The sequence below is a fragment of the Pseudomonas sp. GW822-FHT04C11 genome (genome assembly GCF_058800905.1).
Map to the genome: position 1 here is coordinate 1 of NZ_JBXAMS010000026.1, position 24,067 is coordinate 24,067.

The 24,067-nt window shown below is 57.3% G+C and carries 20 protein-coding genes and 1 pseudogene; 8 read left to right on the top strand and 13 right to left on the bottom strand.

Annotation, left to right across the window (positions count from 1 at the left end; genetic code table 11):
• Window positions 1-224 (top strand): hypothetical protein (locus tag AC1RJ3_RS28455; protein WP_493081774.1); only part of this gene is annotated, 224 nt, incomplete at its 5' end.
• Here AC1RJ3_RS28455 and AC1RJ3_RS28460 read toward each other — a convergent pair.
• Together AC1RJ3_RS28460 and AC1RJ3_RS28465 are read right to left on the bottom strand one after the other, a co-directional pair.
• Complete coding sequence (locus AC1RJ3_RS28460) at window positions 214-1,278, bottom strand: methyl-accepting chemotaxis protein (protein WP_493081817.1); 1,065 nt, start codon at window positions 1,276-1,278, stop codon at window positions 214-216. The two genes, AC1RJ3_RS28455 and AC1RJ3_RS28460, sit on opposite strands and share 11 nt — an antisense overlap.
• Window positions 1,279-1,503: 225 nt before the next feature.
• Window positions 1,504-1,779, bottom strand: a pseudogene (locus AC1RJ3_RS28465) (PAS domain-containing protein); the annotation flags it as partial.
• A 543-nt stretch (window positions 1,780-2,322) separates the two neighbouring features.
• On the opposite strand from AC1RJ3_RS28465, the gene phaR reads away from it, so the two are divergent.
• The gene (phaR, locus tag AC1RJ3_RS28470) at window positions 2,323-2,856 is read left to right on the top strand and encodes a polyhydroxyalkanoate synthesis repressor PhaR (RefSeq protein ID WP_347929408.1); all 534 of its coding nucleotides are present in this window, start codon (window positions 2,323-2,325) and stop codon (window positions 2,854-2,856) included.
• A gap of 35 nt (window positions 2,857-2,891) precedes the next feature.
• Here phaR and phaP read toward each other — a convergent pair whose 3' ends face one another.
• Complete coding sequence (gene phaP / locus AC1RJ3_RS28475; protein ID WP_054593289.1) at window positions 2,892-3,455, bottom strand: TIGR01841 family phasin; 564 nt, start codon at window positions 3,453-3,455, stop codon at window positions 2,892-2,894.
• 252 nt (window positions 3,456-3,707) lie between these two features.
• Here phaP and AC1RJ3_RS28480 point away from each other — a divergent pair, with 252 nt between their 5' ends.
• Window positions 3,708-6,026 (top strand): DUF3141 domain-containing protein, encoded by a 2,319-nt coding sequence (locus AC1RJ3_RS28480; RefSeq protein WP_493081776.1) that lies wholly within the window; start codon window positions 3,708-3,710, stop codon window positions 6,024-6,026.
• A gap of 13 nt (window positions 6,027-6,039) precedes the next feature.
• Here the strand turns inward: AC1RJ3_RS28480 and AC1RJ3_RS28485 are convergent, their stop codons facing one another.
• Complete coding sequence (locus AC1RJ3_RS28485; protein ID WP_493081778.1) at window positions 6,040-7,179, bottom strand: AraC family transcriptional regulator; 1,140 nt, start codon at window positions 7,177-7,179, stop codon at window positions 6,040-6,042.
• 271 nt (window positions 7,180-7,450) lie between these two features.
• On the opposite strand from AC1RJ3_RS28485, the gene phbB reads away from it, so the two are divergent.
• The 4 genes from phbB to AC1RJ3_RS28505 all read left to right on the top strand — a co-directional run bounded on the left by phbB (window position 7,451) and on the right by AC1RJ3_RS28505 (window position 11,632).
• Window positions 7,451-8,197: an acetoacetyl-CoA reductase gene (phbB, locus tag AC1RJ3_RS28490; protein ID WP_347929405.1), complete on the top strand. Its 747-nt coding sequence runs from the start codon at window positions 7,451-7,453 to the stop codon at window positions 8,195-8,197.
• A 64-nt stretch (window positions 8,198-8,261) separates the two neighbouring features.
• Window positions 8,262-9,440 carry an acetyl-CoA C-acetyltransferase gene (locus AC1RJ3_RS28495; RefSeq protein WP_103315398.1) on the top strand — a complete coding sequence of 393 codons (1,179 nt, stop codon included), beginning with the start codon at window positions 8,262-8,264 and terminating at the stop codon, window positions 9,438-9,440.
• A gap of 160 nt (window positions 9,441-9,600) precedes the next feature.
• Window positions 9,601-11,304 (top strand): class I poly(R)-hydroxyalkanoic acid synthase, encoded by a 1,704-nt coding sequence (gene phaC, locus AC1RJ3_RS28500; RefSeq protein ID WP_493081781.1) that lies wholly within the window; start codon window positions 9,601-9,603, stop codon window positions 11,302-11,304.
• Window positions 11,305-11,365: 61 nt separating this feature from the next.
• Entirely contained in the window at window positions 11,366-11,632 is a 267-nt protein-coding gene (locus AC1RJ3_RS28505) for a hypothetical protein (RefSeq protein WP_054593295.1), read from the top strand.
• Window positions 11,633-11,853: 221 nt separating this feature from the next.
• On the opposite strand, the gene AC1RJ3_RS28510 is transcribed toward AC1RJ3_RS28505, so the two are convergent.
• The 8 genes from AC1RJ3_RS28510 to AC1RJ3_RS28545 all read right to left on the bottom strand — a co-directional run bounded on the left by AC1RJ3_RS28510 (window position 11,854) and on the right by AC1RJ3_RS28545 (window position 21,250).
• The gene (locus tag AC1RJ3_RS28510) at window positions 11,854-12,483 is read right to left on the bottom strand and encodes a LysE family translocator (protein WP_347929403.1); all 630 of its coding nucleotides are present in this window, start codon (window positions 12,481-12,483) and stop codon (window positions 11,854-11,856) included.
• 86 nt (window positions 12,484-12,569) lie between these two features.
• Window positions 12,570-13,172: a formyltransferase family protein gene (locus AC1RJ3_RS28515; RefSeq protein ID WP_103315401.1), complete on the bottom strand. Its 603-nt coding sequence runs from the start codon at window positions 13,170-13,172 to the stop codon at window positions 12,570-12,572.
• A 95-nt stretch (window positions 13,173-13,267) separates the two neighbouring features.
• The gene (locus tag AC1RJ3_RS28520; RefSeq protein WP_493081784.1) at window positions 13,268-14,587 is read right to left on the bottom strand and encodes an aspartate aminotransferase family protein; all 1,320 of its coding nucleotides are present in this window, start codon (window positions 14,585-14,587) and stop codon (window positions 13,268-13,270) included.
• 201 nt (window positions 14,588-14,788) lie between these two features.
• Window positions 14,789-16,630 (bottom strand): carbamoyltransferase family protein, encoded by a 1,842-nt coding sequence (locus AC1RJ3_RS28525; protein WP_493081786.1) that lies wholly within the window; start codon window positions 16,628-16,630, stop codon window positions 14,789-14,791.
• A 98-nt stretch (window positions 16,631-16,728) separates the two neighbouring features.
• Entirely contained in the window at window positions 16,729-17,352 is a 624-nt protein-coding gene (locus tag AC1RJ3_RS28530; protein WP_054593300.1) for a LysE family translocator, read from the bottom strand.
• A 102-nt stretch (window positions 17,353-17,454) separates the two neighbouring features.
• A complete protein-coding gene (locus tag AC1RJ3_RS28535) occupies window positions 17,455-17,841 on the bottom strand; it encodes a hypothetical protein (protein ID WP_493081788.1) in 387 nt (128 codons plus the stop codon).
• Between the two features lie 33 nt (window positions 17,842-17,874).
• A complete protein-coding gene (locus AC1RJ3_RS28540) occupies window positions 17,875-20,106 on the bottom strand; it encodes an iron-containing redox enzyme family protein (protein ID WP_493081790.1) in 2,232 nt (743 codons plus the stop codon).
• 139 nt (window positions 20,107-20,245) lie between these two features.
• A complete protein-coding gene (locus AC1RJ3_RS28545) occupies window positions 20,246-21,250 on the bottom strand; it encodes an SGNH/GDSL hydrolase family protein (protein WP_103315406.1) in 1,005 nt (334 codons plus the stop codon).
• Between the two features lie 305 nt (window positions 21,251-21,555).
• Between AC1RJ3_RS28545 and AC1RJ3_RS28550 the strand changes: the two genes are divergently transcribed.
• Entirely contained in the window at window positions 21,556-23,004 is a 1,449-nt protein-coding gene (locus tag AC1RJ3_RS28550) for an aminotransferase-like domain-containing protein (protein WP_493081792.1), read from the top strand.
• Between the two features lie 361 nt (window positions 23,005-23,365).
• On the opposite strand, the gene AC1RJ3_RS28555 is transcribed toward AC1RJ3_RS28550, so the two are convergent.
• Window positions 23,366-24,049: a hypothetical protein gene (locus AC1RJ3_RS28555; protein ID WP_103315409.1), complete on the bottom strand. Its 684-nt coding sequence runs from the start codon at window positions 24,047-24,049 to the stop codon at window positions 23,366-23,368.
• Window positions 24,050-24,067: the final 18 nt, after the last annotated feature.

Genomic DNA, 24,067 nt, shown 5'->3' on the forward strand with positions numbered 1-24,067 from the left:
ACTACGCCTTTTTGCTGATTCCATTATTCCCTCCTGAAAATAGATCAGAAGGTGTAAACCTTATTCAGGACGGGACATTTAACAAACAAAAGGGGAAGACTCGTAAGCCCTCCCCTTTCGTTCACCCCACGGTGCTATCCAAACGCACCTTCCCTGTACGCCTTGTGCCAGACCAACCCCGCAGCACTGTTGCCATACGCAAAGAGAGGCTGGCTATCGATTGAACCGCTCGACCAGTGAGTACTGAGTGGCCGCCGTTTTAGTCAGCTCGTTGCTGAGCTCTGCCGAGTGATGGGCTTGCTCTGAAGTCTGATCTGCCAGGTGCGCAATGGTGCTGATATTGCGGCTGATTTCCTCGGCAACGGCGGTTTGCTCTTCGGTAGCGGCCGCAATCTGAGTGGTCATGTCGGTGATATTGGCTACGGCTTCGCTGATCCCCACCAACGCCTTGTCTGCTTCAAGTACCCACGCCACGCCCTCTTCGGCCTGACGATGACCGTTTTCCATGGTCTGCACAGCGTTATTGGAGGACGCCTGGAGCTTGGTGATCAGGCCATGGATCTGTGTCGTCGACTCGGACGTGCGCTGCGCCAACTGACGAACCTCGTCAGCCACCACGGCGAAGCCTCGACCCATATCGCCAGCACGTGCCGCTTCGATCGCGGCATTCAGGGCCAGCAGGTTCGTTTGATCGGCAATGCCCTTGATCACGTCGACGACTGTTCCGATTTCATTGCTGTCCTTGGCCAACTGCGCCACCGTTTGCCCGGTTTCACCGACCACGGCAGAAAGACGCTCGATGGCTTCTCGGGTGTCTCTGGCCACATCGCGTCCGCGCCCGGTCAGCTGGTTAGCCTCCTGGGTGGCGTCAGCAGTGCGTTGGACATGGCTAGCAACTTCCTGCGTGGTCGCCGCCATTTGATTGACCGCGGCGGACACTTGCTCGGTTTCGACACGCTGTCGATCAAGACCTTGCGAGCTATCGGACGCCAGAACGTTGGATCTTCCGGCAAGCCCGCTGAGTTGCTCTGCGGTGTCTTGAAGGCGCGTCAGGCAGGTCTTCAGGCGCGCGTCCTGACTGACAAAAGCCGTTTCCAATCGTGCTTGAGGCCCCCGCTCATCGCTGTACATCTGTGCGATGAGTTGATCGGACGTGGAAGGTTCAGCCATCTGCAACAGACGCAGAGTGCCTCGCTGTTGCCAGCGGGACGTCATCAGGCCGAATGGAACCGAGACGCCTATCGCGACGACAAAAGCCAGCGTGGAATCGAGGAACATCCCCCCCAAAGTGCCCACCAGCCCCATAACCAGATACGGCAGGCAATCCTGGAGGACAGGTTGCCACTTGTCTCGAGTGGGAATGGCCGGCTTTCCCTGACTGATGCGCTTGTAGAGGGCTTCGGCGCGGCGGATCTGTTCGGCGGTAGGTTTGACCCGGACCGACTCAAAACCAACCACTTGGCTGCCTTCAAAAATCGGTGTGACGTAAGCGTTGACCCAGTAGTGATCGCCATTCCTGGAGCGGTTCTTGACGATCCCCATCCAGGGATTGCCTTGCTTGAGAGCGCCCCACATATGGGCAAAAACGGCGGGTGGCACATCAGGATGGCGAACGATGTTTTGAGGGGCGCCAATCAGATCGGCTCGGTCGAAACCACTGATCTCGACGAAGGCGTCATTGCAGTAAGTGATGACGCCTCGGACATCGGTTGTCGAGATCAGTTTTTGTTGAGGTGCAAGCGCGATTTCACGTTGCGTAACGGGTTGATTGTTTCTCATTCCTACTGCTCCCTGTGTCCTGTAATAGTGCCATCGGCAGGCATCAGGAAAAGGTTAGCTGGACTTTCAAAAAAACCCTTTAATAACAATGAGTTGCATTATACCAATTCGATTAAATTGGATCCAAGACAGCTTATCGCTATCTCGCTGAATACCCTGGATAAATAGCGTTTCAAACAGGCAGGAGACTGTCATGGACGACCTGAAAGTTCGCATCATCTCTAACAACGCGGAATGAGATTTCAGCCCGGCCCACCGAATATTTGCGAAGGCCATCTCTATCGATTGGGATCAGGTCAACCAACGGCGGCCGGAATGGAATGCGCGTTGGAGCAAGACGATCGAGCGGTAGGCCTCTTCGGTTAACGCCTGCAAAAAAAAAAGCACCAGCAAAAGGCCCGTAGCGTGGATCGCACTCAAAAGATGAAACAAGTCCTTACTCTGAACACCCAGTGCGGGCCGCGTGGGGGCGACGCATTGGAGTGGCAGTGGTCAGAGTAGGATAAGATGCCTGTAAATCAGGCTCGCCATGAGTAGCCCCGCATGACAGATAACAGTCGGAACACCACCCGTCTGATCAAGAAGTACCCGAATCGCCGTCTATATGACACGCACACCAGCAGTCATTTGACCCTTGCGGATATACGCCAATTGGTCGTCGATAAAATCCCGTTCGAGGTGGTCGACGCCAAGACCGGCGAGGATCTGACCCGAAGTATTTTGCTGCAGGTCATTCTGGAAGCCGAAAGTGGCGGTGAGCCGATATTCTCCAGTGAGATGCTCATGGGGATTATCCAGTTCTACGGTCCCTACCAGAGTGTCCTCGGCAGCTACCTGGATAAAAGCATCCAGACGGTCATCGACATCCAGTCCCAGACCGGAGCTCAGTCCTCTGAAGCCTGGAGTGAGTTCATGCACCAGCAAGCACCGGTCATGCAGGATTTGATGCGCCAGTATGTAGACCAGTCGAAAGCCCTCTACCTGAACACTCAGAACCTCTTCGGCCTGTTCGGCGGCATGCCACCAGGCAAGCCGGGTGCCGGTGGCGGGACGAAAAAAAATGGCGATGGGGAGTAAACCCATCGCCATCCGTTCAACCGCTCTAATGTGACTTACTTGCTGCCGCTTGTGGCCTTGGCACCTGGAGCGGCTTTGCCGGCTGCTGCGGTCGCTGCCTCAAAACCGCTCTGGGCAACGTCAGCAGCCTGTTTTACGGCTTTCTGTGCGCTTTCAAAAACGGTACCGGCATTCGCCAGCGACGACTTGAATGCGGCCACAACAGGCTCGGAGCCAGCCGGTGCATTCTTGCTGATCACGTCAACGAACTCTTGCACCTGCTGGGTGCCCGCCTCGACCTGACGCGAGGCCAGCTTGGTGATTTCCGAGTGAGTGCCGACAATCAACGCTTGCACTTGGCGATTGAACTCAGCCAGGCGTTCGGCTTGTACATTTGGCTGGGTGAAAGAAGCCTGGAGCTCAGCGAACCCTTGTGGATCACGGACTGCCAGCAGCTTGCGAAAGACCTCGAACTGCTCCTCGGTGGAGGCCTGCAGCGTCTTGAACTGCAATTGGCTGAGCTGTTCAACACTGGAGAAGATTTTGCCGCTGATTTGCTGCAGGAGGTCTAGGTTGGCTTTCTGAGCGTCTTGCAATTTTTCCGAGTTGAAAAAAGACATGCTTGAATCTCCTGATTCTGAAAGGCCGGCATAGGCCTGAGGACGCGATAGCGATCCTGCCGGTCATCGCGCTAGATTTAATATTGCAGCGCACAATTTTTTTTGGCAATGGTTTTTTTGTGCAGCGCACAAAAGTTTTTCCACCACGGCTGATATTCGCTATAGACTCCTGACATCAAGCGGACAGCCTGGGCCTCATTCATCAATGAGCCGCAGACCGCTGCTTCGCATGCATAACCTCAGGAGATCACCATGGGCCAGGAAGATATTATTGCATCGCAATATAAAAAACCCTTCTCTCAATGCAGCCTGTTCGAACACCTGAGTCATCTGCAGCGCCTCAATACGCTGAACATCCTTGATGCTTTGCGCCAGCGCCAGGAAAAAACCCTCGCGCCGCTGAAGCAGGGTCAACTCAGACAACCTACGCCTGCTGAATGGCAGGAATATGTCACTGACCTTGGCCAACGCTGCCTGCTGTTCTGGGACACCCTGCGCCAGCGCGGCGACAATACGCTGGCCCATGAACGCGCCGGGTATCCGCTGCTGCTCAAGTTCGATCATGAAACCCTGATCGCAGGCGCCGACCTCCCGCGCCCGGTCAACTATTCACTGCTGCGAATCCTCCTGGGTCCCGAGCAAAAAATCGACAGCAATGGCCAGCCGGTGATCATCATTGACCCACGCGGCGGCCATGGCTCGGGAATCGGTGGCTTCAAACAGGATTCGGTATTAGGCGAAAGCCTCAGAGCCGGCCACCCCACTTATTTCATCTCTTTCAGCCATTCACCACAGCCTGGGCAAACCCTGGCCGATATCGTCGAAGCCCAGGCCCGGTTCATCGAGGTCGTCAGCGCCCTTCACCCAACCAACAGCAAGCCAATCATTATCGGCAACTGCCAGGCCGGCTGGGCCTTAATGGGATTGGCGGCAACACGGCCGGAACTGCCGGGATTGATCATTATCAATGGTGCCCCCTTGTCGTATTGGGCCGGTGTCAATGGACGCAATCCGATGCGTTACACCGGTGGCTTGCTGGGTGGTGGCTGGATGGCTCGCCTGGGCAGCGACTTGGGCAATAACCGTTTCGACGGCACCTGGCTGGTCAGCAATTTCGAAAACCTGGACCCGGCCAACACCTATTGGGGCAAGTACTACCAGTTGTTCAGCCAGATCGACAGTGAGGCTGCGCGCTTTCTCGACTTCGAACGCTGGTGGGGCAGCCCGACCCTGCTCAATGGCGAAGAGATCGAGATGATTGTCGATGACCTTTTCATCGGCAACCAATTGTCCGGCGGCCTTGGCCGCAAGAGCTCCGGTATTGACCTGAAACGGATCGAAGTACCGGTGGTGGTGTTCTGCTCCTACGGCGACAACATCACCCCTCCCCAGCAAGCGTTGAACTGGATCGCCGATGTCTATCCCAGCGATCTCGCCTTGCATGATGCAGGACGTACCATCGTCTACCTGCGACACGCCAGCATCGGCCATTTGGGCATCTTTGTTTCCGGTAAGGTGGCTCGACGTGAACACCGTGGATTGCTCGGTGCGGTCGAAGCCATCAACGCGCTGCCGGCAGGGCTATACGAAATGCTGATCGACGATCTGCCGGCCCCCTCAGGCAGCGGTGACGTGCAATACAGCGTGAGTTTCGAATCAAGGCGAATCGCTGATATCCATAATGACGTCGAGCCAGCCCGTGATGACGATCGCGAATTCTCTCTGGTGGAGCATGCCTCTGAAATCAACAGCGAGTTTTACGACGGGTTCATACGCCCGTGGCTGCGTCAGGTCGTCAACGAGCCCATTGCCGAACTGATACGCAGGACGCACCCCTTCCATCAGCAGCAATTACTATGGAGCAGCCTGAATCCGGCGCTGTGGTGGTTAGCCGGGGCCGCCTCCCAAGTGAGCAGCGATCGTCGTCCCGCACGCCAGGACAACCCGCTGCTGGCGTGGCAGGAGCTGTTCTCCAACCAGATACAAGACGCCCTGAATGCTTATCGCGATGTGCGTGACGCCACTCAGGAGCTGTGTTTTTACGGTATCTACGGCGCACTGGGTGCCCTCACCAGCAACAGTCCGGTGCGAAATCTCCAGGCACATGCCGACCAGCAGGACCAGGCCCTGATCGAACGCCTGCAGGATGCGCTGCCCCATGGCGGCCCCCTGGAAGCGTTGGTGCGGATTCTGTTTTTGCTGGGCCGCGACAGCGACAAGGCAGGCAAGGAAAGCATAGAGAAACTGATCCAGCAGGTGCACTTGCTGGTCCAGGACTACAGCACTGAGCCCACAGCCCTGCGCGAAGCCATCCGATTGCAGAACCTGCTGGTTTTTGCCCACCCGCAAGAAAGCTTGCGCAGCCTGCCCTTGTTGCTAACCGAGGCCAAGGAACGCCAACAGGTACTGACAGCCGTTGGGCAATTAATGCCTGAGTTGCTCTCGACTGCGGGAACCGAAGGCGAATTCTGGCGTGAACTGCACACGCTGCTCGAAGTCCCCCTACCCGCTCCCGCCATCGTCGTTAAAGCCCCAAAGCGCAAAGCAACAAAAGGTCCAAAGCCTCAATGACCCGCCATAGGGATTAGCGGTGTATCCGTTCGGCGTAGGCGCTGGCGAAGCCTGCAATTCTATGGTCTCTGCGCAGACCGACAGAGTTCATGGCTCGGACCGGCACCGGCACGGCCTCGACTTTCTCGAGCGCAAACAACGACTCATCGGTTCGATACTGACCGGGGGGCATGCCGAACCAACGGGTGCATGCCTTATGGAAGCTGCTGTGATCATGAAAGCCGAGCAGATACGTCACATGCTTCATGTTGAGACGAGAATGGCGCAAATAGAAGTCGGCCAACTGCCGGCGCACATCGTTCAGGACATCCTTGAATTGCGTGCCATCCTTCTCAAGGCCTCGCTGAAGCGTTCGTTTGCTGACGTTCAGTGCCGCCGCAATCGATTCCATATCACATTGCCCTTGGCCCTGCCCCTGGCTCAAGCGCTCGATAATCAGCGCGCGAATCCTGCCAACAATAGAGCAGCCGGACAACTGGTCCAGTTGAGCCTCGGCAAAACTGTCATGGAGTACGGCGAGCGCCTCGTTGGCCATACTCAAAGGACTCAGAAGCTCCTCGCCATCGAACAGGATGCTGTCATAAGCCGCCCCGAAACGCAGCGGGCAGCCAAAAAGCCGCTGATGCTCCGACGTATCTTCAGGCTCGGGATAAGCGAACTCTACACTCAACGGCTGCGGCGACTTGCCACCCGCCAGCCAGCGGCAGAAACCCAGCAGCGAAGCCAGGCCTGCATCCGTATATTGCCGGGGTTTGACCGAGCCACGTTGCTGATGATCGAGGCTGGCCAGACGGAAATGTTGCTGCTCCTGAACAAAGAAAAGGCTGAATCCGGTACTTATCAACGGGCTGAAACGAACCAGGCGTTCGAGCGCCCTCTTCAGATTCGAACTGGACATCATCGTGTAGCCCACGATCTGAAAAACGCCGGGGTGGAAACTCCCGTAGGCTTTCAAACCGATGTTCGGATCATCCGAGGCCTGAGCAGCCAGATCCCAAAGACGATAGATAACGCTTCGCTCGCAGTATGCTCCAGGTTTATTCACGAACTCGACGTCCAGTCCCGCCTCCTGGCACAGACCGGTAACGTCCAGTCCTTGAGCCAAAAGCGTATTCGCCAGCATGCCTGCATAACCTGAACTCATTCTATACATAGCGCCCTCAATAACCTGTGGAACCGAACATCCTGTCCGGAGCCGATATTGACCTACGCTGAACATATTTCAGCCATGTTTCACGAATATTAATTATCCGTTCCGTTTCAAGTATTGATCCCAGTATAGGTACTCCTCATTTTTTGCAAGCCGTCTAAAACGCCTGTGTGGCACCGATGGACACGAATACGTCACCTACCAACACTTCCGCACGAACCGTTGATATCGAACAATCTTCGCTCCTGCAGCGCAAAAAAAAGGAAGTTGAAATATGGAGTTGCGTAGTCGTATTGCGGTAGTAACAGGTGGTATGGGCGGCATTGGTACAGCCATCAGCCAACGTCTGTACAAGGAAGGCTTCAAAGTCATTGTCGGCTGCAGCGCCAACTCCAGCCGCAAGGATGACTGGATGGCAACACAGCTTGCAGCAGGCTATCAATTCGAATGCGTCGAAACCGATATCACCGATTGGGAATCGACCCGCAAGGCCTTTGAGATGGTGCGCGAACACTTCGGGCCGATCGACGTACTCGTCAACAATGCGGGCATTACTCGTGACGCGTCCTTCCGCAAGCTCACCCCGGAAGACTGGAACGCGGTGATCGGAACCAACCTGAACAGTTTGTTCAACACCTCCAAGCAAGTCATCGAAGGCATGCTCTCCAAGGGTTGGGGGCGGATCATCAACATCTCATCGATCAACGGCCAGCGTGGCCAGTTCGGTCAGACCAACTATTCGGCCGCCAAGGCTGGCATCCATGGTTTCACCATGGCACTGGCCCGGGAAGTTTCCGGCAAGGGCGTGACCGTCAACACCGTCTCCCCAGGCTACATCCAGACCGACATGACTGCGGCAATCCGCAAGGACATTCTGGACGGCATGATTGCCGGCATTCCGGTGGGTCGCCTTGGCCAACCCGAAGAGATCGCCTCAATCGTGGCCTGGCTGGCCTCCGATGAGTCCGCCTACAGCACCGGTGCCGACTTCTCGGTAAACGGCGGCATGAACATGCAGTAAGCCCAACCAGGGCATGAATGCCCTGGTGTGTTCGACGAATTTTGTCTTTTCAATGAGGTCACGCATGAACGAAGTCGTAATCGTTGCCGCTACTCGTACCGCCATCGGCAGTTTCCAGGGTGCTTTGTCTGCAATTCCCGCGACCGAACTGGGTGCCGCAGTGATTCGCCGCTTGCTGGAGCAGACGGGTATCGATGCTGCTCAAATTGATGAAGTGATCCTCGGCCAGGTACTCACTGCCGGCGCTGGGCAAAACCCGGCCCGCCAGACGGCGATCAAGGCCGGCTTGCCACACACCACGCCTGCCCTGACCTTGAACAAGGTCTGCGGCTCGGGTCTCAAGGCGGTCCATCTCGCCGTCCAGGCAATCCGTTGCGGCGACGCGGAACTGGTGATCGCTGGAGGTCAGGAAAACATGAGCCTGGCTCCCTACGTTCTGCCCAAGGCACGCACGGGTCTGCGCATGGGTCATGCGCAACTGCAAGACAGCATGATCCAGGATGGCCTGTGGGATGCCTTCAACGACTACCACATGGGTATCACCGCTGAGAATCTGGCGCAAAAGTACGAGATCTCTCGTGAAGCGCAGGATGCCTTCGCCGCCGCCTCGCAACAGAAGGCCGCCGCTGCCATTGAGGGCGGGCGATTCCAGAGCGAAATCACCCCGATCCTGATTCCTCAGCGTAAGGGCGAACCACTGGTCTTCGACACCGACGAACAGCCGCGTATCGACAGTACTGCGCAAGCCTTGGCCAAACTCAAACCGGCATTCCAGAAAGACGGCAGCGTGACCGCCGGCAATGCTTCGACCCTCAACGATGGCGCCGCCGTACTGTTGCTGGCCAGCGCCGCTAAAGCACAAGCGCTGGGCCTTCCGGTACTGGCACGGATCAAAGCCTATGCCAGCGCCGGTGTGGACCCGTCGATCATGGGCATCGGCCCGGTCCCGGCTACGCGTCTGACCCTGCAAAAGGCTGGCTGGAACGTCGAGGACCTGGACCTGATCGAAGCCAATGAAGCCTTCGCCGCCCAGGCGCTGGCGGTTGGCAAAGAGTTGGGTTGGGACACCAGCAAGGTCAACGTCAACGGCGGCGCGATCGCCCTTGGCCATCCGATCGGCGCGTCAGGGGCACGGATTCTGGTGTCGCTGGTGCACGAACTGATCCGTCGCGACGGCAAGAAGGGTCTGGCCACTTTGTGCATCGGTGGCGGACAAGGCGTCGGCCTGGCTATCGAGCGCTAACCAACGGCATTTGAGTAGCCAATGCGCGGAACTGGGACCTTGTTCCGCGCATCAGGCTGGCGTCAAACAAAACTGCCCGCATTCCTGCCGTCGCTGCGCCGGAGTCCGGCAAAGCGCGGCTTTTTTCTGCCCGGCTCATCGGTATGGGCAAGGAACTTTAATGGACAACAACGCGCATACATTCAAGACCTATTGGTCAGGCCAGGTTCCGTTCATCGCATCCTTGGCAGTGCAACAATTGCGCCTATGGGTCAGCACTAATCCCTGGTTTTCCGGACATGAGCACAGCGCCTGGTTCGAGCTGCCTCGCGAAACGCTGGACAGCCTTCAAGCGGACTACCAGGTTGAATGGGGCCAACTCGGCCAAAAACTGCTGACCGGCCAATCCTTCAGCTTCGATGATCGACGTTTCGCCAGCGGCAACTGGAGCGAGCCACTGTTCGGCTCCCTCGCTGCGTTTTACCTGCTCAACTCCAGCTTTCTCCTGAAACTGCTCGACAAGCTGCTGATCGACGATAAGAAACCGCGCCAACGCCTGCGCTATCTGGTGGAGCAAGCCATTGCCGCCAGTGCGCCAAGCAATTTTCTGGTCAGTAACCCTGATGCGCTCCAGCGTGCGGTTGAGACAAAAGGTGCCAGCCTGATCACCGGTCTGCAGCATCTGGCCAGCGACATGAACGAAGGCAAAATGCGCCAGTGTGATAGCAGTGCCTTCAAGGTTGGCGTCGATCTGGCCAACACTCCGGGCGAAATCGTCTTCGAAAATCACCTCTTCCAGCTCATTCAGTACTACCCGCAAAGCGAGACCCAGTACCGACATCCGGTATTCGTCGTACCGCCGTCGATCAACAAGTACTACATTCTTGATCTGCGCCCGGACAACTCGATGGTCCGCCATCTGCTGGAAAAGGGACATCCCGTATTCCTGATGTCCTGGCGCAACTTTGATGAGGAACACGCGGGCACCACCTGGGATGACCTGATTGAGCATGGGGTCATCGACGCCCTGCAAGTGACCCGTGAGATCAGTGGCGAACAGCGACTCAATTGCGTGGGTTTCTGCATCGGCGGCACCCTGTTGAGCACGGCGCTGGCCGTACTGGCTGCACGCGGTGATCGAGAGATTGCCAGCGTGAGCCTGTTGACCACGTTCCTTGACTACCTGGATACCGGTCCCATCGACATTTTCGTCGACGAAGAACTGGTGGCCTATCGAGAGCGCACCATCGGCGGCATGAATGGCCCCATCGGCCTGTTTCGTGGCGAGGACATGGGCAATACCTTCTCCCTGCTGCGCCCCAACGACTTGTGGTGGAACTACAACGTCGACAAATACCTCAAGGGTCAGAAGCCGATTCCACTTGATTTGCTGTTCTGGAATAACGACAGCACCAACCTTCCGGGCCCGATGTACTGCTGGTACCTGCGCCACACCTATCTGCAGAACGATTTGAAATCAGGTGAGCTTGAGTGCTGTGGGGTCAAACTGGATTTGCGTGCAATCGACGCTCCCGCCTACATCCTCGCCACCCATGACGATCACATCGTGCCCTGGAAAAGCGCCTACGCCAGTACCAACCTGCTCTCCGGGACCAAGCGCTTTGTACTGGGCGCTTCCGGGCATATCGCCGGTGTCATCAATCCACCCGCCAAGCAGAAGCGCCATTACTGGACCAACAATCGGGTCACGAAAAACCCGGAGACCTGGTTCAAGAATGCCGAGCAGCAACCCGGTAGCTGGTGGAACGATTGGTTCAACTGGCTGGCGGGACACTCCGGCGAGCGCCAACCCGCGGTTGCGCACACCGGGAATGACAAATACCCGCCTCTGGAGCCGGCGCCAGGCAGTTATGTAAAGCAATGAAAGGCTGCGGTGGGCCAGAGCGCGACACATCATTTATTTGGGTACTAAGGAGAGACGACCCGTGAGCACCCCGTTCCGCATCAACGAAGCACTTTTGATTGCCGGCCACGCATTCAAACCGTTTCAATGTGTCGCTTGGGCTCCGCAAGACGGTAATGGCGAATTGAGCCTGAGTGTCATCGACCAGGCCAACACGCGTATTTGTCGCAAACTGATTCCAAGCAGTGCCTATTCCGACCCGACGCAGCTGGAACGCCTGCTGGAGGAGGTGCGCACCGAGTTGAGCCAGGAGGGTTACACGCTGCAATCCTGGACAATGCCAGGTTAAGCATTCTCGCGGATCGCCAACGCTGATCCACCTGATACCAGAGCAGTAATCCTGCACCGCTGAACGCTTCGCCTGCCCCGTGTGCTTTCCCATGGAACACCCCATCGGTTATGTCTAACCTTTGGGGTGCAGTCCAAATTCAGATGGACACCATCGCCTTTGGCGTCGGGGGTCAGGAAGGCGTGAAGAATGCGGCGTGACATCTGGTTTTTGCATCAGCATTAAAACAACGAGCTGATAAACCCAATCGCGACGATCGAATAGAAGGCTGCGCAGATCATCCCGAACGATTTTCGCGTTCGAGTGAAAAACGGTTCAGCCGAATGGGCTGAAAACGCCAACGCGTAAGTACTGAAGATCAGGAACCCGAGTACGGCACAACCGGCCACCAGGACAAAACTGGCCCAGGCGGGTGCATTCGCGCTAAGCCCGACCGTGGTCACGGTGAACCAGGTCAAGGCGGCTTTTGGGTTGGTGAGGTGAATACCCAGTCCTTGTAAATAATACCCAATGTTCCTGGTCTGTTTGGAGCGAGCTCGAGCAACCGTGGTGGCATTGTGTGCCAGTGCACCGCGAATCGACTTGTAGGCCAGAAAGAACAAATAGCAGGCGCCAAGGACTTTCAGCCAGACCAGAATCTGCGTGTAGGAAAGCAGCAACGCCGATACCCCAGCCGCGGTCATTGCCCCCCAGCACAGCGAACCGGAAATGACCCCCGCCGCCAACGCCAGCCCAGGCGTACGCCCAAAGTTCAGGGAGGTATTGGCAATCGCCAGGTTACCCGGACCGGGGCTGGCGGTGCCGATGACATAGACCGCCAGCGCGGCTCCGAAGCTCGAAAGATCAAACATATGACGGTCTCTTATCAGTCGCACCAACGCGCGCAATGCACACCCTTCAGGCCGCTATCGGCCTGAAGCTCCCCCCAAAAAAGCACTTATTTGAAGCAACGATGATCGGGCTCCTGGGCGCGAATTTTTTCCATCCAGGGTTTCAGCTCGGATTGCTTGTACAGCCGTTCGCCCCAGCGCTCCGGTGAAACCGGCAACGACCGCCCTTGCAGGATGTAATCGGTGAGCAGATGAATAAACTGCTGCAAGCAATACGCGCCCACATGCAAACGGAGCGAAGACGCTGTCTCGGCCGGAGCGACGTTAAAGCGCGCGACATGGATGATCTCCCCGCTGTCGACCGAAGGCGCCAGGTGATGGCAAGTCGAACCGTAGGTTTCATCGTTGTAGTAAATCGCATAGTGCTGGCTGCCCAGCCCACGGTATTTTGGCGGGGCCGGGTGCAGGTTGATCGCGCCCTTGCGGGCGTTCTTATAAATACTTTCCGGGAAGATAAAGTCGCCGCGATAGGAAATGATCCAATCACCTTCCCAGTCATCCAGGTGATAGGGATAAGGATCGCCGGGATCCCAGCAGAACACTTCAAGGTTGGAAAACACGGTTTTGGCGAACTCGACTCCGTGATCGCACCAGTCCATGGTGCACACCGAAAGGAGGACTTTGTCCTTGCATGGCTCAATCATCTGCATCTTCTATTCCCCATCAACGAGTAGTAACGGTGAAACCGGCAAGCGCTGAGCAACTGTCGCGAACGTGCTCACGCCTGCGCAAAAAGGGCGAACCGTCATTGACCGACGGCCCTTACAACTGCACTGAAACGTTCGACCATCTCGGCGACTTCGGCCTCGCTGGAAATAAAGGGCGGCGCAAACAGCACATGATTGCCGTGAGTGCCATCGACGGTTCCACTGCCGGGATAGATCAGCAGACCGCGCTTCAAGGCTTCCTGCTTGAGGGCGGCTGCATACGCCCCGCCACCACGAAACGGCTCTTTACCCGTGCGGGTTTCGACGAATTCGAGGCCGACAAACAAACCACGGCCCCGCACATCGCCAACGGTATCAACGTCAGCCAGGCTTTCTCTGAGCCAACTGCGCAATTGTTCGCCACGGGTGCGAACCGTTGCCAACAGGTTTTCTTCAGCGATGACCTTCTGTACTTCCAAAGCAATCGCGCACGCCAGTGGATGGTTGACATGGGTTTGGCCGTTGCCCAGCACCCCGGACCCCTGGGCCATGACCGAATGCACCCGGTCGCTAACCAGCAACGCTGAAATGGGTATGTAACCGGCCGCAAGCCCTTTGCCCACGGCCACCATGTCCGGCACGATCCCGTCATCGGCATAGGCGTACATCTGGCCGGTGCGGCCCATGCCCGCCATCACTTCATCGAGGATCAGCAGAACGTCGTGACGCTCGCAGACCTCCTTGATTTTGCGAAAGTAGCCGGGGACGGGAGGAACCGCCCCGTTGGTCGAGCCAACAACGGTTTCAGCGAAGAACGCGGCGACATTTTCGCTGCCCAGCGCGTTGATTTTGTCGTCCAGCTCCTGGGCCAGACGCGTGGCGTACTGCTCTTCGCTCTCGCCTACACGCAGTTCGCGATAGGCATAACACGGCGAAACAAATTCAGCGGGCGGCAACAGTGGCCCGAACACCGACTGGCGTTGGGCATTCCCGGAAATACTCAGGGTGCCCAAGGTGCTGCCGTGATAGCTCTGGCGCCGCGAAATGAACGTCGACTTGGAGGGCAAGCCACGCTCACATTGATATTGGTAGGCGATTTTCATCGCCAACTCCATGACCTCCGAACCGCCTGACAGAAACTGCGCCCGCGCCAAGCCACCGGAAGCGTCCACCAACTGTTCAGCCAGCTCTTCGGCGGCTGCCGTGGTGAAACTGCCGGCATGGGCCCAAGCGAGCTTTTTCGCTTCTCGCTCGAAAGCCGCCACGATACGCGGATGCGCATGCCCAAGGCTCGACACCGCTACACCACCACAGGTATCAAGGTAACGCTTGCCTGAAACATCTTCGAGCCAGACACCGGTCCCCTTGACGGCGAGGATCGGTGAGATATTCAGGTTTTTGTAAATGACCTTTGACATGGGCGTGAGTCCTTGGGCTGTTGGGGCTATTTTCCCTTTGCCGGATGATCCCATGCCGTCGGGGCCTGGTGAAAATTCCGGCCAAAACGCGATGAATGAAAGACCGAGCGGGTCAGTCCAATGGGCAGCAGTACAACGATGAACATAAGAAACGCGAGGAACCTGAGCACAAAAAAATCTCCTTATTGTTAAAGGTGAACATCAATCCAGCGGGATTTCGCTGCGCCAGTCGACTTCTTCAACGAACGCTGGCTGACCAGGACGCTCAAGCACGAAACGGCCGAGCACCAGCACGTCCATTTCCGTACGCATGAAGCAGGCATAAGCTTCTTGCGGCTTGCACACGATGGGTTCGCCACGCACGTTGAACGAAGTGTTAACCAACACTGAACAACCGGTACGCGCTTTGAAACTACGCAGCAGATAAGTGAACGGTGCGTTATTTTCTTCGGTCACGGTTTGCACCCGAGCCGATAAGTCGACGTGAGTCACCGCCGGCAACTGCGAGCGAATATTGTTGATGCTGCCCAACCCACGCGCGGGACCGCCCTCTTTGAGCGAAGTCTCGGATTTGATCGAGTCGGTCACCGGCGCGACCATCAACATGTACGGGCTACTTTCACAGATATCGAAATAGGTCTTGGCGTCTTCAGCCAGGACCGCTGGCGCAAATGGCCGGAACGATTCGCGGTACTTGATCTTCAGGTTCATGGTGCGCTGCATCTCGGGGTTGCGTGCATCGCCGAGAATCGAACGTGCGCCCAGGGCCCGCGGACCAAATTCCATACGCCCCTGGAACCAGCCGACTACCGCACCGTCAGCCAGACGGCTGGCGACCTGGTCATACAGCTGGGCATCGTCGTAGCGAGTGTAGGGGTAGTTGTTTTCGCGCAGGAACGCTTCGATCTCTTCGTCGCCAAATCCTGGCCCCAGCAGGCTACCGCTCATGGCGTCAGTCTTGCTCCCGGTCAGGTGTGGGCGCCCGGTATGCTTGACCGAATAGTCCATCGCCGCACCCAGCGCGCAACCGGCATCGCCGGCCGCCGGCTGGATCCAGATCGAGTCGAAACGCCCGGAACGGCTGAGCACGCCGTTGGCCACGCAATTTAACGCCACGCCTCCGGCCAGGCACAGATTACGTTTACCGGTCTGCTTGACCGCAGCGGTCGCCAACCCCAGCACCACCTCTTCCGTGACTTTTTGGACCGAAGCCGCGAGGTCGCACTCACGCTGGGAAATCGGGCTTTCCGGTTTACGGATCGGCCCACCGAACAGCTCTTCAAAGGCCTCGCCCACCATGCGCTCGCCGCGCAGGTATTCGAAGTACTTCATGTTCAGGGTGAAGGAGCCGTCAGGACGGATATTAATCAGCTCATCGCGAATCTTGTCGGCGTAGATCGGCTGACCGTAAGGCGCCAGGCCCATCAGTTTGTATTCGCCGGAATCGACCTTGAAGCCGCAGTAATAGGTCATCGCCGAATAGAACAGACCCACCGAATGCGGGTACGAAATCGAGTTCTTCAGCTCAAGCCTGGAGCCCTCGCCCTGCCAGATAGTGGTCGAGTGCCATTCGCCGATTCCGTCAATGCACAGTACCGCGGCGTTCTCGAACGGCGACGGGTAGAACGCCGCAGCGGCGTGGGAGCGATGGTGCTGGGACGCCTGGGTGCGCGGGGCTTTGCCTCGCTCCAGCTCTTCGAGTTTTTCATCGACGAACTTGAGTACGTTCCACTTCCAACGAATCCATTCCGGCATCGCGTTGATGAACGTTCGCGCGCCACCGATGCCGCCACTGGCAAAGGAGGAAATGACCCGTGAGAACTTCTCCTGGGGGTCTTCGTAATAGACCACGGCCTCCAGGTCATCCAGGGTAATACCCTCGGCATCCAGGCAATACTGAATCGCCTGGGCCGGAAATGCCGCGTCGTGTCGCACGCGGGTGAAACGCTCTTCCTGGGCAGCTGCAACCGGGACGCCATCTTTCACCAAGGCGGCAGCACTGTCGTGATAGAAGGCAGAGATCCCTAATACATAAATAGCCATTTAAACGTGCATCCTCTTAGCATCATGCCAATACATGGAATCCCTTTCGCCAGACGCATCTACTGGCTTCTCGGTAACTCTTGCTTTTATAAATACCTTCAAGACCACCACTCGCCGAACGGCAAGCTTTTCAATACCGGTATCAATGACGCCACCAGCACCAGGCTCATGGTGATATTGAACACCTTCAAACGCTGCGGGTGAGTCAAGAAGCGCCGCAGGTATTGCCCAAAAAACACCCAAACCATCGAACACGGCGAGCCGAACAAAAAGAACAGCAGCGCGATCAGCAAAATCTGAAAACCGTAGGCATCGACCGGCGAGGTATACGTCAGCACCGCACCCACCGCCATCACCCAGGCCTTGGGGTTGATCCACTGAAACAATGCCGCATGGGTGAAGCCCAAGGGCTTTCCAGACTTGTCGTCAAGGTCCACGGTCGGCGCGCTGGCGATCTGGTAGGCCAGGTACAACAGGTACAGCGCACCCACCACCTGCAATACATCGTGAAGCCTGGGGTACTGTTGAAAAATCGCCCCGGCCCCCACCCCGACGGCAATCAGCATCAGTGGAAAACCGATGTTGATCCCCGCCACGTGGCGCATCGTGCGCCCGATGCCAAAGTTCGCTCCCGACGACATCAACATGACGTTGTTAGGCCCCGGCGTGACGCAGGTGGCGATGACAAACAAAATGATCGAGTAGTAATCCAGGGTTTGCATCGTCACACCCTTATCAACGGTAATCTTCCAGCGTCCCGCGCCGACGGATGTCGAGCGACACACAATGGAAACCACCACTCAAACTACGAGCATGGCGCATCTTCAATGGCGCCACGTCGACACCCTGTTTTCCAACGCGCGGATAAACGGAACCTGCTGATCATTGATCACCGCCAGTGACGGGTTGACTCGATAAGTGGAATCGGCCAATTGCGGCTTGGGTGCCGAGATCCAGTTGGCGCCGCTGGCGAAATAGTCCTGCACATGCTTGCGATAGGCGAAGGGTTCGAAATACCGGCTACGCAAGGCCATCGGTGCTTCGATGAGGGTCTGGCCGATCGGCAGAATGCCCTCTTGATCGGTGTGGTGCTCGCTATAGTCGAGGGCGAATAAGCCCTTATCAGGCAGTGGCACCCGCGCGCCAGTGGCGATGCCAACAACCATCTCTTCGAGGGGATCCCACTCGTTGTGCACATTGACCAGAGACATGTGTAGCTCCTTGTTGTTTTTATTAGCCGGTTATTAGCCGGCCACTTCCACCAATGTCTTGCGGGTGATTGGCAAATGGTGGAAGAGCTGTTGCGAAGAGGCCTGGCGTCCGGCACGCGGCAACACCCTCCCGGCGGACCCGACCCCCAACCGGCGCAACACCGAAGTCCACTTGCCCGGCATCGGTGCCAGGGATTCATAGCCCACCCGCACCCGCTGCCAATGCTCGGCCAACGACTGCGCACCGCCTGCGGCAATCTTGCGCATGTAGGCGTCAATCGCATCGGCGGCCCAGGCCGAGTGCCCGGTGGAGACGTTGTCGATGGTGTTGTGCAAGTCCACAAAGGCCGTGCTGAAACCGTAATGGCGCAGGAAACGCCGCGCCAAACGGTAACTGCCACCCACGCCAGATAACTCCATCGCCAGGTTCATGCCGAGCGTCTCCGGCATAAACGTCACCGGCAATTTGCCCAGGCACAGCCAATACACCGGCAAGCGGAACGAGTCCTCGTCCAGACGCGGGTCCTGGGCAAACTCACGACTGCCGGTCGGCGCCAACTCGTGCCCCATCTGACGTAAACCGTCGCGATAAATCTTTGGATGATTCAACGCGTAAACGCCGTTGCCCAGTTCATCCCAATAGGTTTGAAACAGCGCATAGCCAATAGGCGAGGACGCCAGGTCAAGGTCGGTGAAACCCTGCAACCAAGCGCCGTCGATTAACGTCAGGGGCGCCAACTGTAGGGTCGACTCGACAATTTCTTCACGGGTCGGCAGTTGTTCTGGATCGCTTTCATCGAACTGCTCGCCGTTCTGGTCATGTTTGTCCAGCAACCAAGAGCGCAACACGTTCACGCCCCAGTACTCAGGTAGCGGACGCCCGGAAGTCTCCAGCGAACGGCTTGAGCGCTCCAGCCAACGCGTCACGTAGGCGTGGGCAAAGGCTTGGGTGGTTGGCCCGAGCGCGCGCCCCTGCAAGACAAAGTAGGCCTCGCGCAGGCTTTTCGGCCAGTGACCGAGAGACGTATGGCGGGTCTCGGCCAGGGAGCGGATAACGCTTGCATCGGTAGGGTTGATGATCGACTGTCGAGGTAAGGGTTCGCTATGTGCTGCTTGGGGCAGCCAGTCGATCCATTTACGAATCACACTCAGGTCGGCGTCGCTGAAGATTCGGAACATACGCCCGGTCGGCGCAACCAGGCTGGTGACCAAAATACTTTTTTGCGCATTGCCGGGCACGATCAAACGGCTGCGTGACAGGACGTCCAACAGCGGCAGCGGATCGGTTTGCGCATCCTTGAGCCACTCGGAAAGGCTACGTCCTTCCACCAGGTAATTCTGGTGATAAACCGCACCAACCCGAGCCAGCCGCTGGATCAGTTGCGCCATCGCATGCTGCGGTGACGAGGCTACCAGTACCGCGTTGTAGAGCTGGGCATTCCAGCGCCGCAGCGCCGAGAACAACCAGGTGGCACCCCGGATCAGCTCGGTGTGCCGGGCTTCGCCTTGAGCGGCGACTTGATTGCTGATCCACTGCGCGGTCGCCAGCGGCGAGGTCTCGTCCAGCCCCCCGAACGGCTCGTTCAAATCCAGCCGCCGGATGTCCAACGGCAGGCTTTCAATCTGCCCCAAGACGGCCCAGCCAGGGCAAAGGCCAACCGTACGCAGCGCCCAATCAATGCCGCAAAGCACATCGCCAAACTCATCGCTGCGACGGCTGAGGGCCAGCAACAGCGCCGGCAACTCAAAGGCCTCATCGCTTAAGTCGGGTAACATCGAAAGTTCGAAAGGCGCTACCGCATAGGACTTCAGCTCCAGCTGACCAAGCAGCGCCTTGAAGTGATCGGCGCGTGAGGCCCGGGGGCGGCCCACGCCGACGTCATGAGCAAACAGCTGCATGATTTTCAGCTGTGCATTGTCTTCGAAGACCCCGGGCGCACTCATGCCTTGCAGCCAGCAACCCAGAATCGACGCCATCGGCGCCGAGTAAATAGCCAGCGCTTGGGCAAATTCCTTGGCATTTCCGTGTTGCGCAGCGGCAGCGGCCACGGCGCTATAGGCCGCGCCCTGTTCGACCCGCCAGCGGTCGATCTGTTGCGCCAGCTCCGACAAGCCAGGACTGGCTTCACCGGTAGCCGACGCGCACGCCTGCATCAGGCTTTTGAGATACACGTCATCCAGGAAGCTTTCGGGACTGATCGCCGAGCGATACAGCTGGCGCCACACATCCCCTGCCCTTGCGTGAATTGAAACCGAGCCATCCATTGCCAACATCCTGTTCAGTGCAAGTGACGTTATCAAGCGAACGTCAGAACATCGGATAAATGGAGGAATCGGGCTTTTTCTTCTTTTTACCGAAGAGGCGTTGGATAAATTTTTTGATCGATTTCATCACAGTTTCCTTTTAGTGAGTGGCATCAAGAATGAGCTTTGAAACGAGGTCATTGCCTTTGTCGGTGAAGTGAATCCGGTCGACGAACTGCCAGTCATCCGGGCCTAGCGCTTCGGCCAGCAACGGCGTGATATCGACAAAGCCCACACCCATTTTGTGCGCCCCTTCGCGCAACTGTGCGGCATAGGCTTCACGCACACGGGTCTGCAAAATATCGCCATACATCTCAGTGAAATTTCCGGCCTGGTCCAGTTCGGCAAACAGTTGCTCCTCTTCACTGCAACCTTTTGCCCGAATCCAGCCGGCCAGCGGTTGCAAAATGAAGGTCAGCTTCGCGCCCATATCCTTGGCCAGGGCGCGCCAGATATCCAATTGTTGCAGCGTCAGGTTGGCCGCGTAGTCGATCTGCTCTCCCATCGACGGCGGAGCCGGTGGCTCTGGCTCCTGGGTCTTGCCGAACAGGTTGGTCAGGCTCCACGAGCTGTGCGTTGGCTGCTCGGGCGCGAATGCACTGAAGAACTGATGGCAGTTGAAAAAGGCCCCGTGCTCGCCGCGGTACTCCTTTGGCTGGCGTGCCAAGCCGAGGTTGTTGAACCCGGAAAACAGCACGATCTCATCCACCTTTGGCAGCAGGTGGCGGTTAAGCGTGAAGAGCATCAGTTCTTGGGTTGAGTTGAAACTGCGACCGCCGAAGTTCAGCCAGCGTTGACCGCGCGGATCGTTCGCCGACAGGCGCGAAGACAAGGTGCAGCTGTCGGAACTGGCACCAATACCGAATACCGTAGAACTGCCAGCCAACAAGCGAACACTGCCGCTTTTGTCGCAATCAGCCGCCGAATACTCGACACCCAGAGATTCAGAGTAGCGAAAGCCCACACTGTCAGTGTTGACCACCGGCGAGCGGTGGTTGGCCGGATGGAAATACATCAAATACGGTAACCAGCGGACTTCGCCGCCGTCAGTAAACTTTTGCTCGTATTCAGCCATCTGCGGAGTGAGTGTCATCCTTGCCGTCATACCGCCTTCATCCTCATCAGTAATCGCTGATCATGTGCCGGAAGCGTTCTAAGCCGCTGCCAGACGTCTGAATTTGTAGGATTTTTCCCAAAACACGGGGTGCCGCCCTGGAATGTTGCGACTAGCGTCTCTACTGAACATTCCTGCACCCCAGAAGAATCATCATCCCAAGGTGCCTGTGTGTATTGCAGATACAGCTCCGGCTATTTTTTTTAATACAGTTGGCTTTTTTTGGCGAAAAATATTTCAAAATAAGTCCAATCTGTAGCTTCTTAAGCTACAGATGACACGCTACAGTCAAATCCATGACTCTCTATCTGAACCTCGCCGAATTCATCAGCAGCCGCATCGAGCAGGGCCTTTATGGGCCAGGCGAGCGCCTGCCCTCTGTGCGTACGCTAAGCCAGGAACACGGCGTCAGCCTGACCACCGTGCAACAGGCCTATCGCGTACTTGAATCTTCGGGGCTGGCGATACCGCGCCCCAAGTCCGGTTACTTCGTGCCGACTGACCGACGCATGCCGGAACTGCCGCAGATGGGCCGCCCGACCTTGCGGCCGGTGGACATTTCCCAGTGGGACATGGTGCAGGAGCTGATGCGTTTCGAACAAAGCGCCAGCGTCGTGCAGCTGGGTTGCGGCATGCCGGATGTCACCGCCCCTACCCTCAAGCCGCTGCTCACCGCCATGGCACGCATCAACCGGCGCAGCGACAGCCAAAGCCTGCAATACAACCACCTCCAAGGGGTGCCGGTCCTGCGCGAACAAATCGCCCGGCTGGCCATCGACTCCGGCTGCCGCCTGATCCCGGCCGAGATCATCGTCACCAGCGGTTGCCAGGAAGCCCTGTCAACCGCCATCCGGGCGATTTGCGTGCCGGGCGACATCGTTGCCATCGCCTCGCCGAGCTACCACGGGATGATGCAAATCCTCAATGCCACCGGTTTGAAGGCCTTGGAGATTCCCACCGATCCAGTGACCGGCATCAATCTGGAAGCCCTGGAAATGGCCCTCGAACAGTGGCCGATCAAAGCCATCCAGGTGACCGCCAACTGCAACAATCCGCTGGGCTACATCATGCCCGACGACCGCAAGCGCACTCTGATCCGCCTGGCCCAACGCTTCGATGTGCCGATCATTGAAGACGACATCTATGGCGACCTGTCCCATCGTTATCCACGGCCGCGCACGCTGAAGTCCTTTGATGAAGACAACCGCGTGCTGCTCTGCAGTTCATTTTCCAAGACCCTGGCGCCTGGCCTGCGCGTCGGCTGGATTGCACCGGGGCGCTACCTGCAACAAGCGCTGTACATGAAATACATCGGCTCCGGCACCACCGCGACCCAGCCACAACTAGCCGTCGCCGAATTCATCGCCAAGGGTAACTACCTGCTGCATCTACGACGCATGCGCAAGCAATACAAACGCAACGGCGACCTGATGACCGAATGGGTCAGTCGTTACTTCCCGGCAGGCACCCGCGTCAGCCAACCGCAGGGCGGCTTTACCTTGTGGGTCGAACTGCCGGAAGATTTCGACACCTATTCCCTCAACCGCCTGCTCGAAGCCCAAGACGTACAAGTCGCCAACGGCAACATCTTTTCGGCGGCCGGCAAATACCGCAACTGCATTCGGCTCAACTTCGCCAACGCACCTAATCGAAAAATCGAAATGGCCGTGAGCAAGGTCGGCCAGACCATCAGCCAACTGATACACCTGGATTCAGGTTTCGGGCCTCCGGCACCCAACGCTTAGCGTTAAACAGACCGCATAGCATCGAAGACGGGGCGGAATCTCCGACAGAACGGCTTTCGCAGCGGAGAGCACGGGTCGTTGGGCAGCGAGTTTTTTTGGCGGTAATGCAGGGGTGACGATCATCGAAGAGATCGAACATCTGCGGCATGGGGTCGACGTTTTTGGAGAGTCTGGTCCTTTGTGCCCGCTGGTATCCTGATCGGGTTTGGATGATCTCGAGCGCTGGCTTGTCAGTACGCTCAATAGACTGAGCGAGAGGGTGGGGGAACAGAAACACACCTTTTACCAAGGTGCCTCTCAAGCTCATTAGGGTCGTTACGAAAACTTGCCGAGCGGCGATCAAGCAAGTTTCCTACAGAGCCTATGGGGAGTGGTACGACCTGCGGGACGAGGGCTGCGCGCCCTTGATGGCAACGACCGGGACACGTAGTTCGGGTTGTGTGATGTCATAGACCTGCAGTTCACACCCTTCCCCCCGATCTACGAAGACAAACTCCGCCAGATAGACCTTTTGCTTCTCGGGAATAAAGGTACTTGTGATCGGCCCACAGGCGTAATACGACGAGACGGTCGGATTGGCGGTTACCTTTTTCTCAAACTTGTTCTTCGACGAGTTGAATACATAGTCTTCGTTGTAAAGCGTCCGATAACCCGGTGCCGGAATTTGACTACTAATCGTCGATGACCCGCCCACCTGCAAAATCTGGCCGGGATCGGCCTGTATTTCCAGCTGGGGGAAATGCTTGGAGACCGCGCTGCTGAGACGACTGAACCAGCCGCCGACTTTATTGCGAAACGGTTTGACTACTGTCCCCAGATGATCGGGACGTGTATCCGGGTCGTTACCTCGGACCACTTCAAAATCTACTGGGTTGGCCGTATCGCCTGATGCCTGCATGATCACTTTGGCATGTTGATCATCTACGGTGACCTTCTTCTGCTCCAGCATGATGCCATCTGTCCAGAGTGTCGGCGCAGAGCTACGAAAGTCGGAACCGCAGCCGCACAACCCCAAAAATAGAACCGTCGTGACAACTGTCTTCACTGCGCTTCCCTGCGTTGA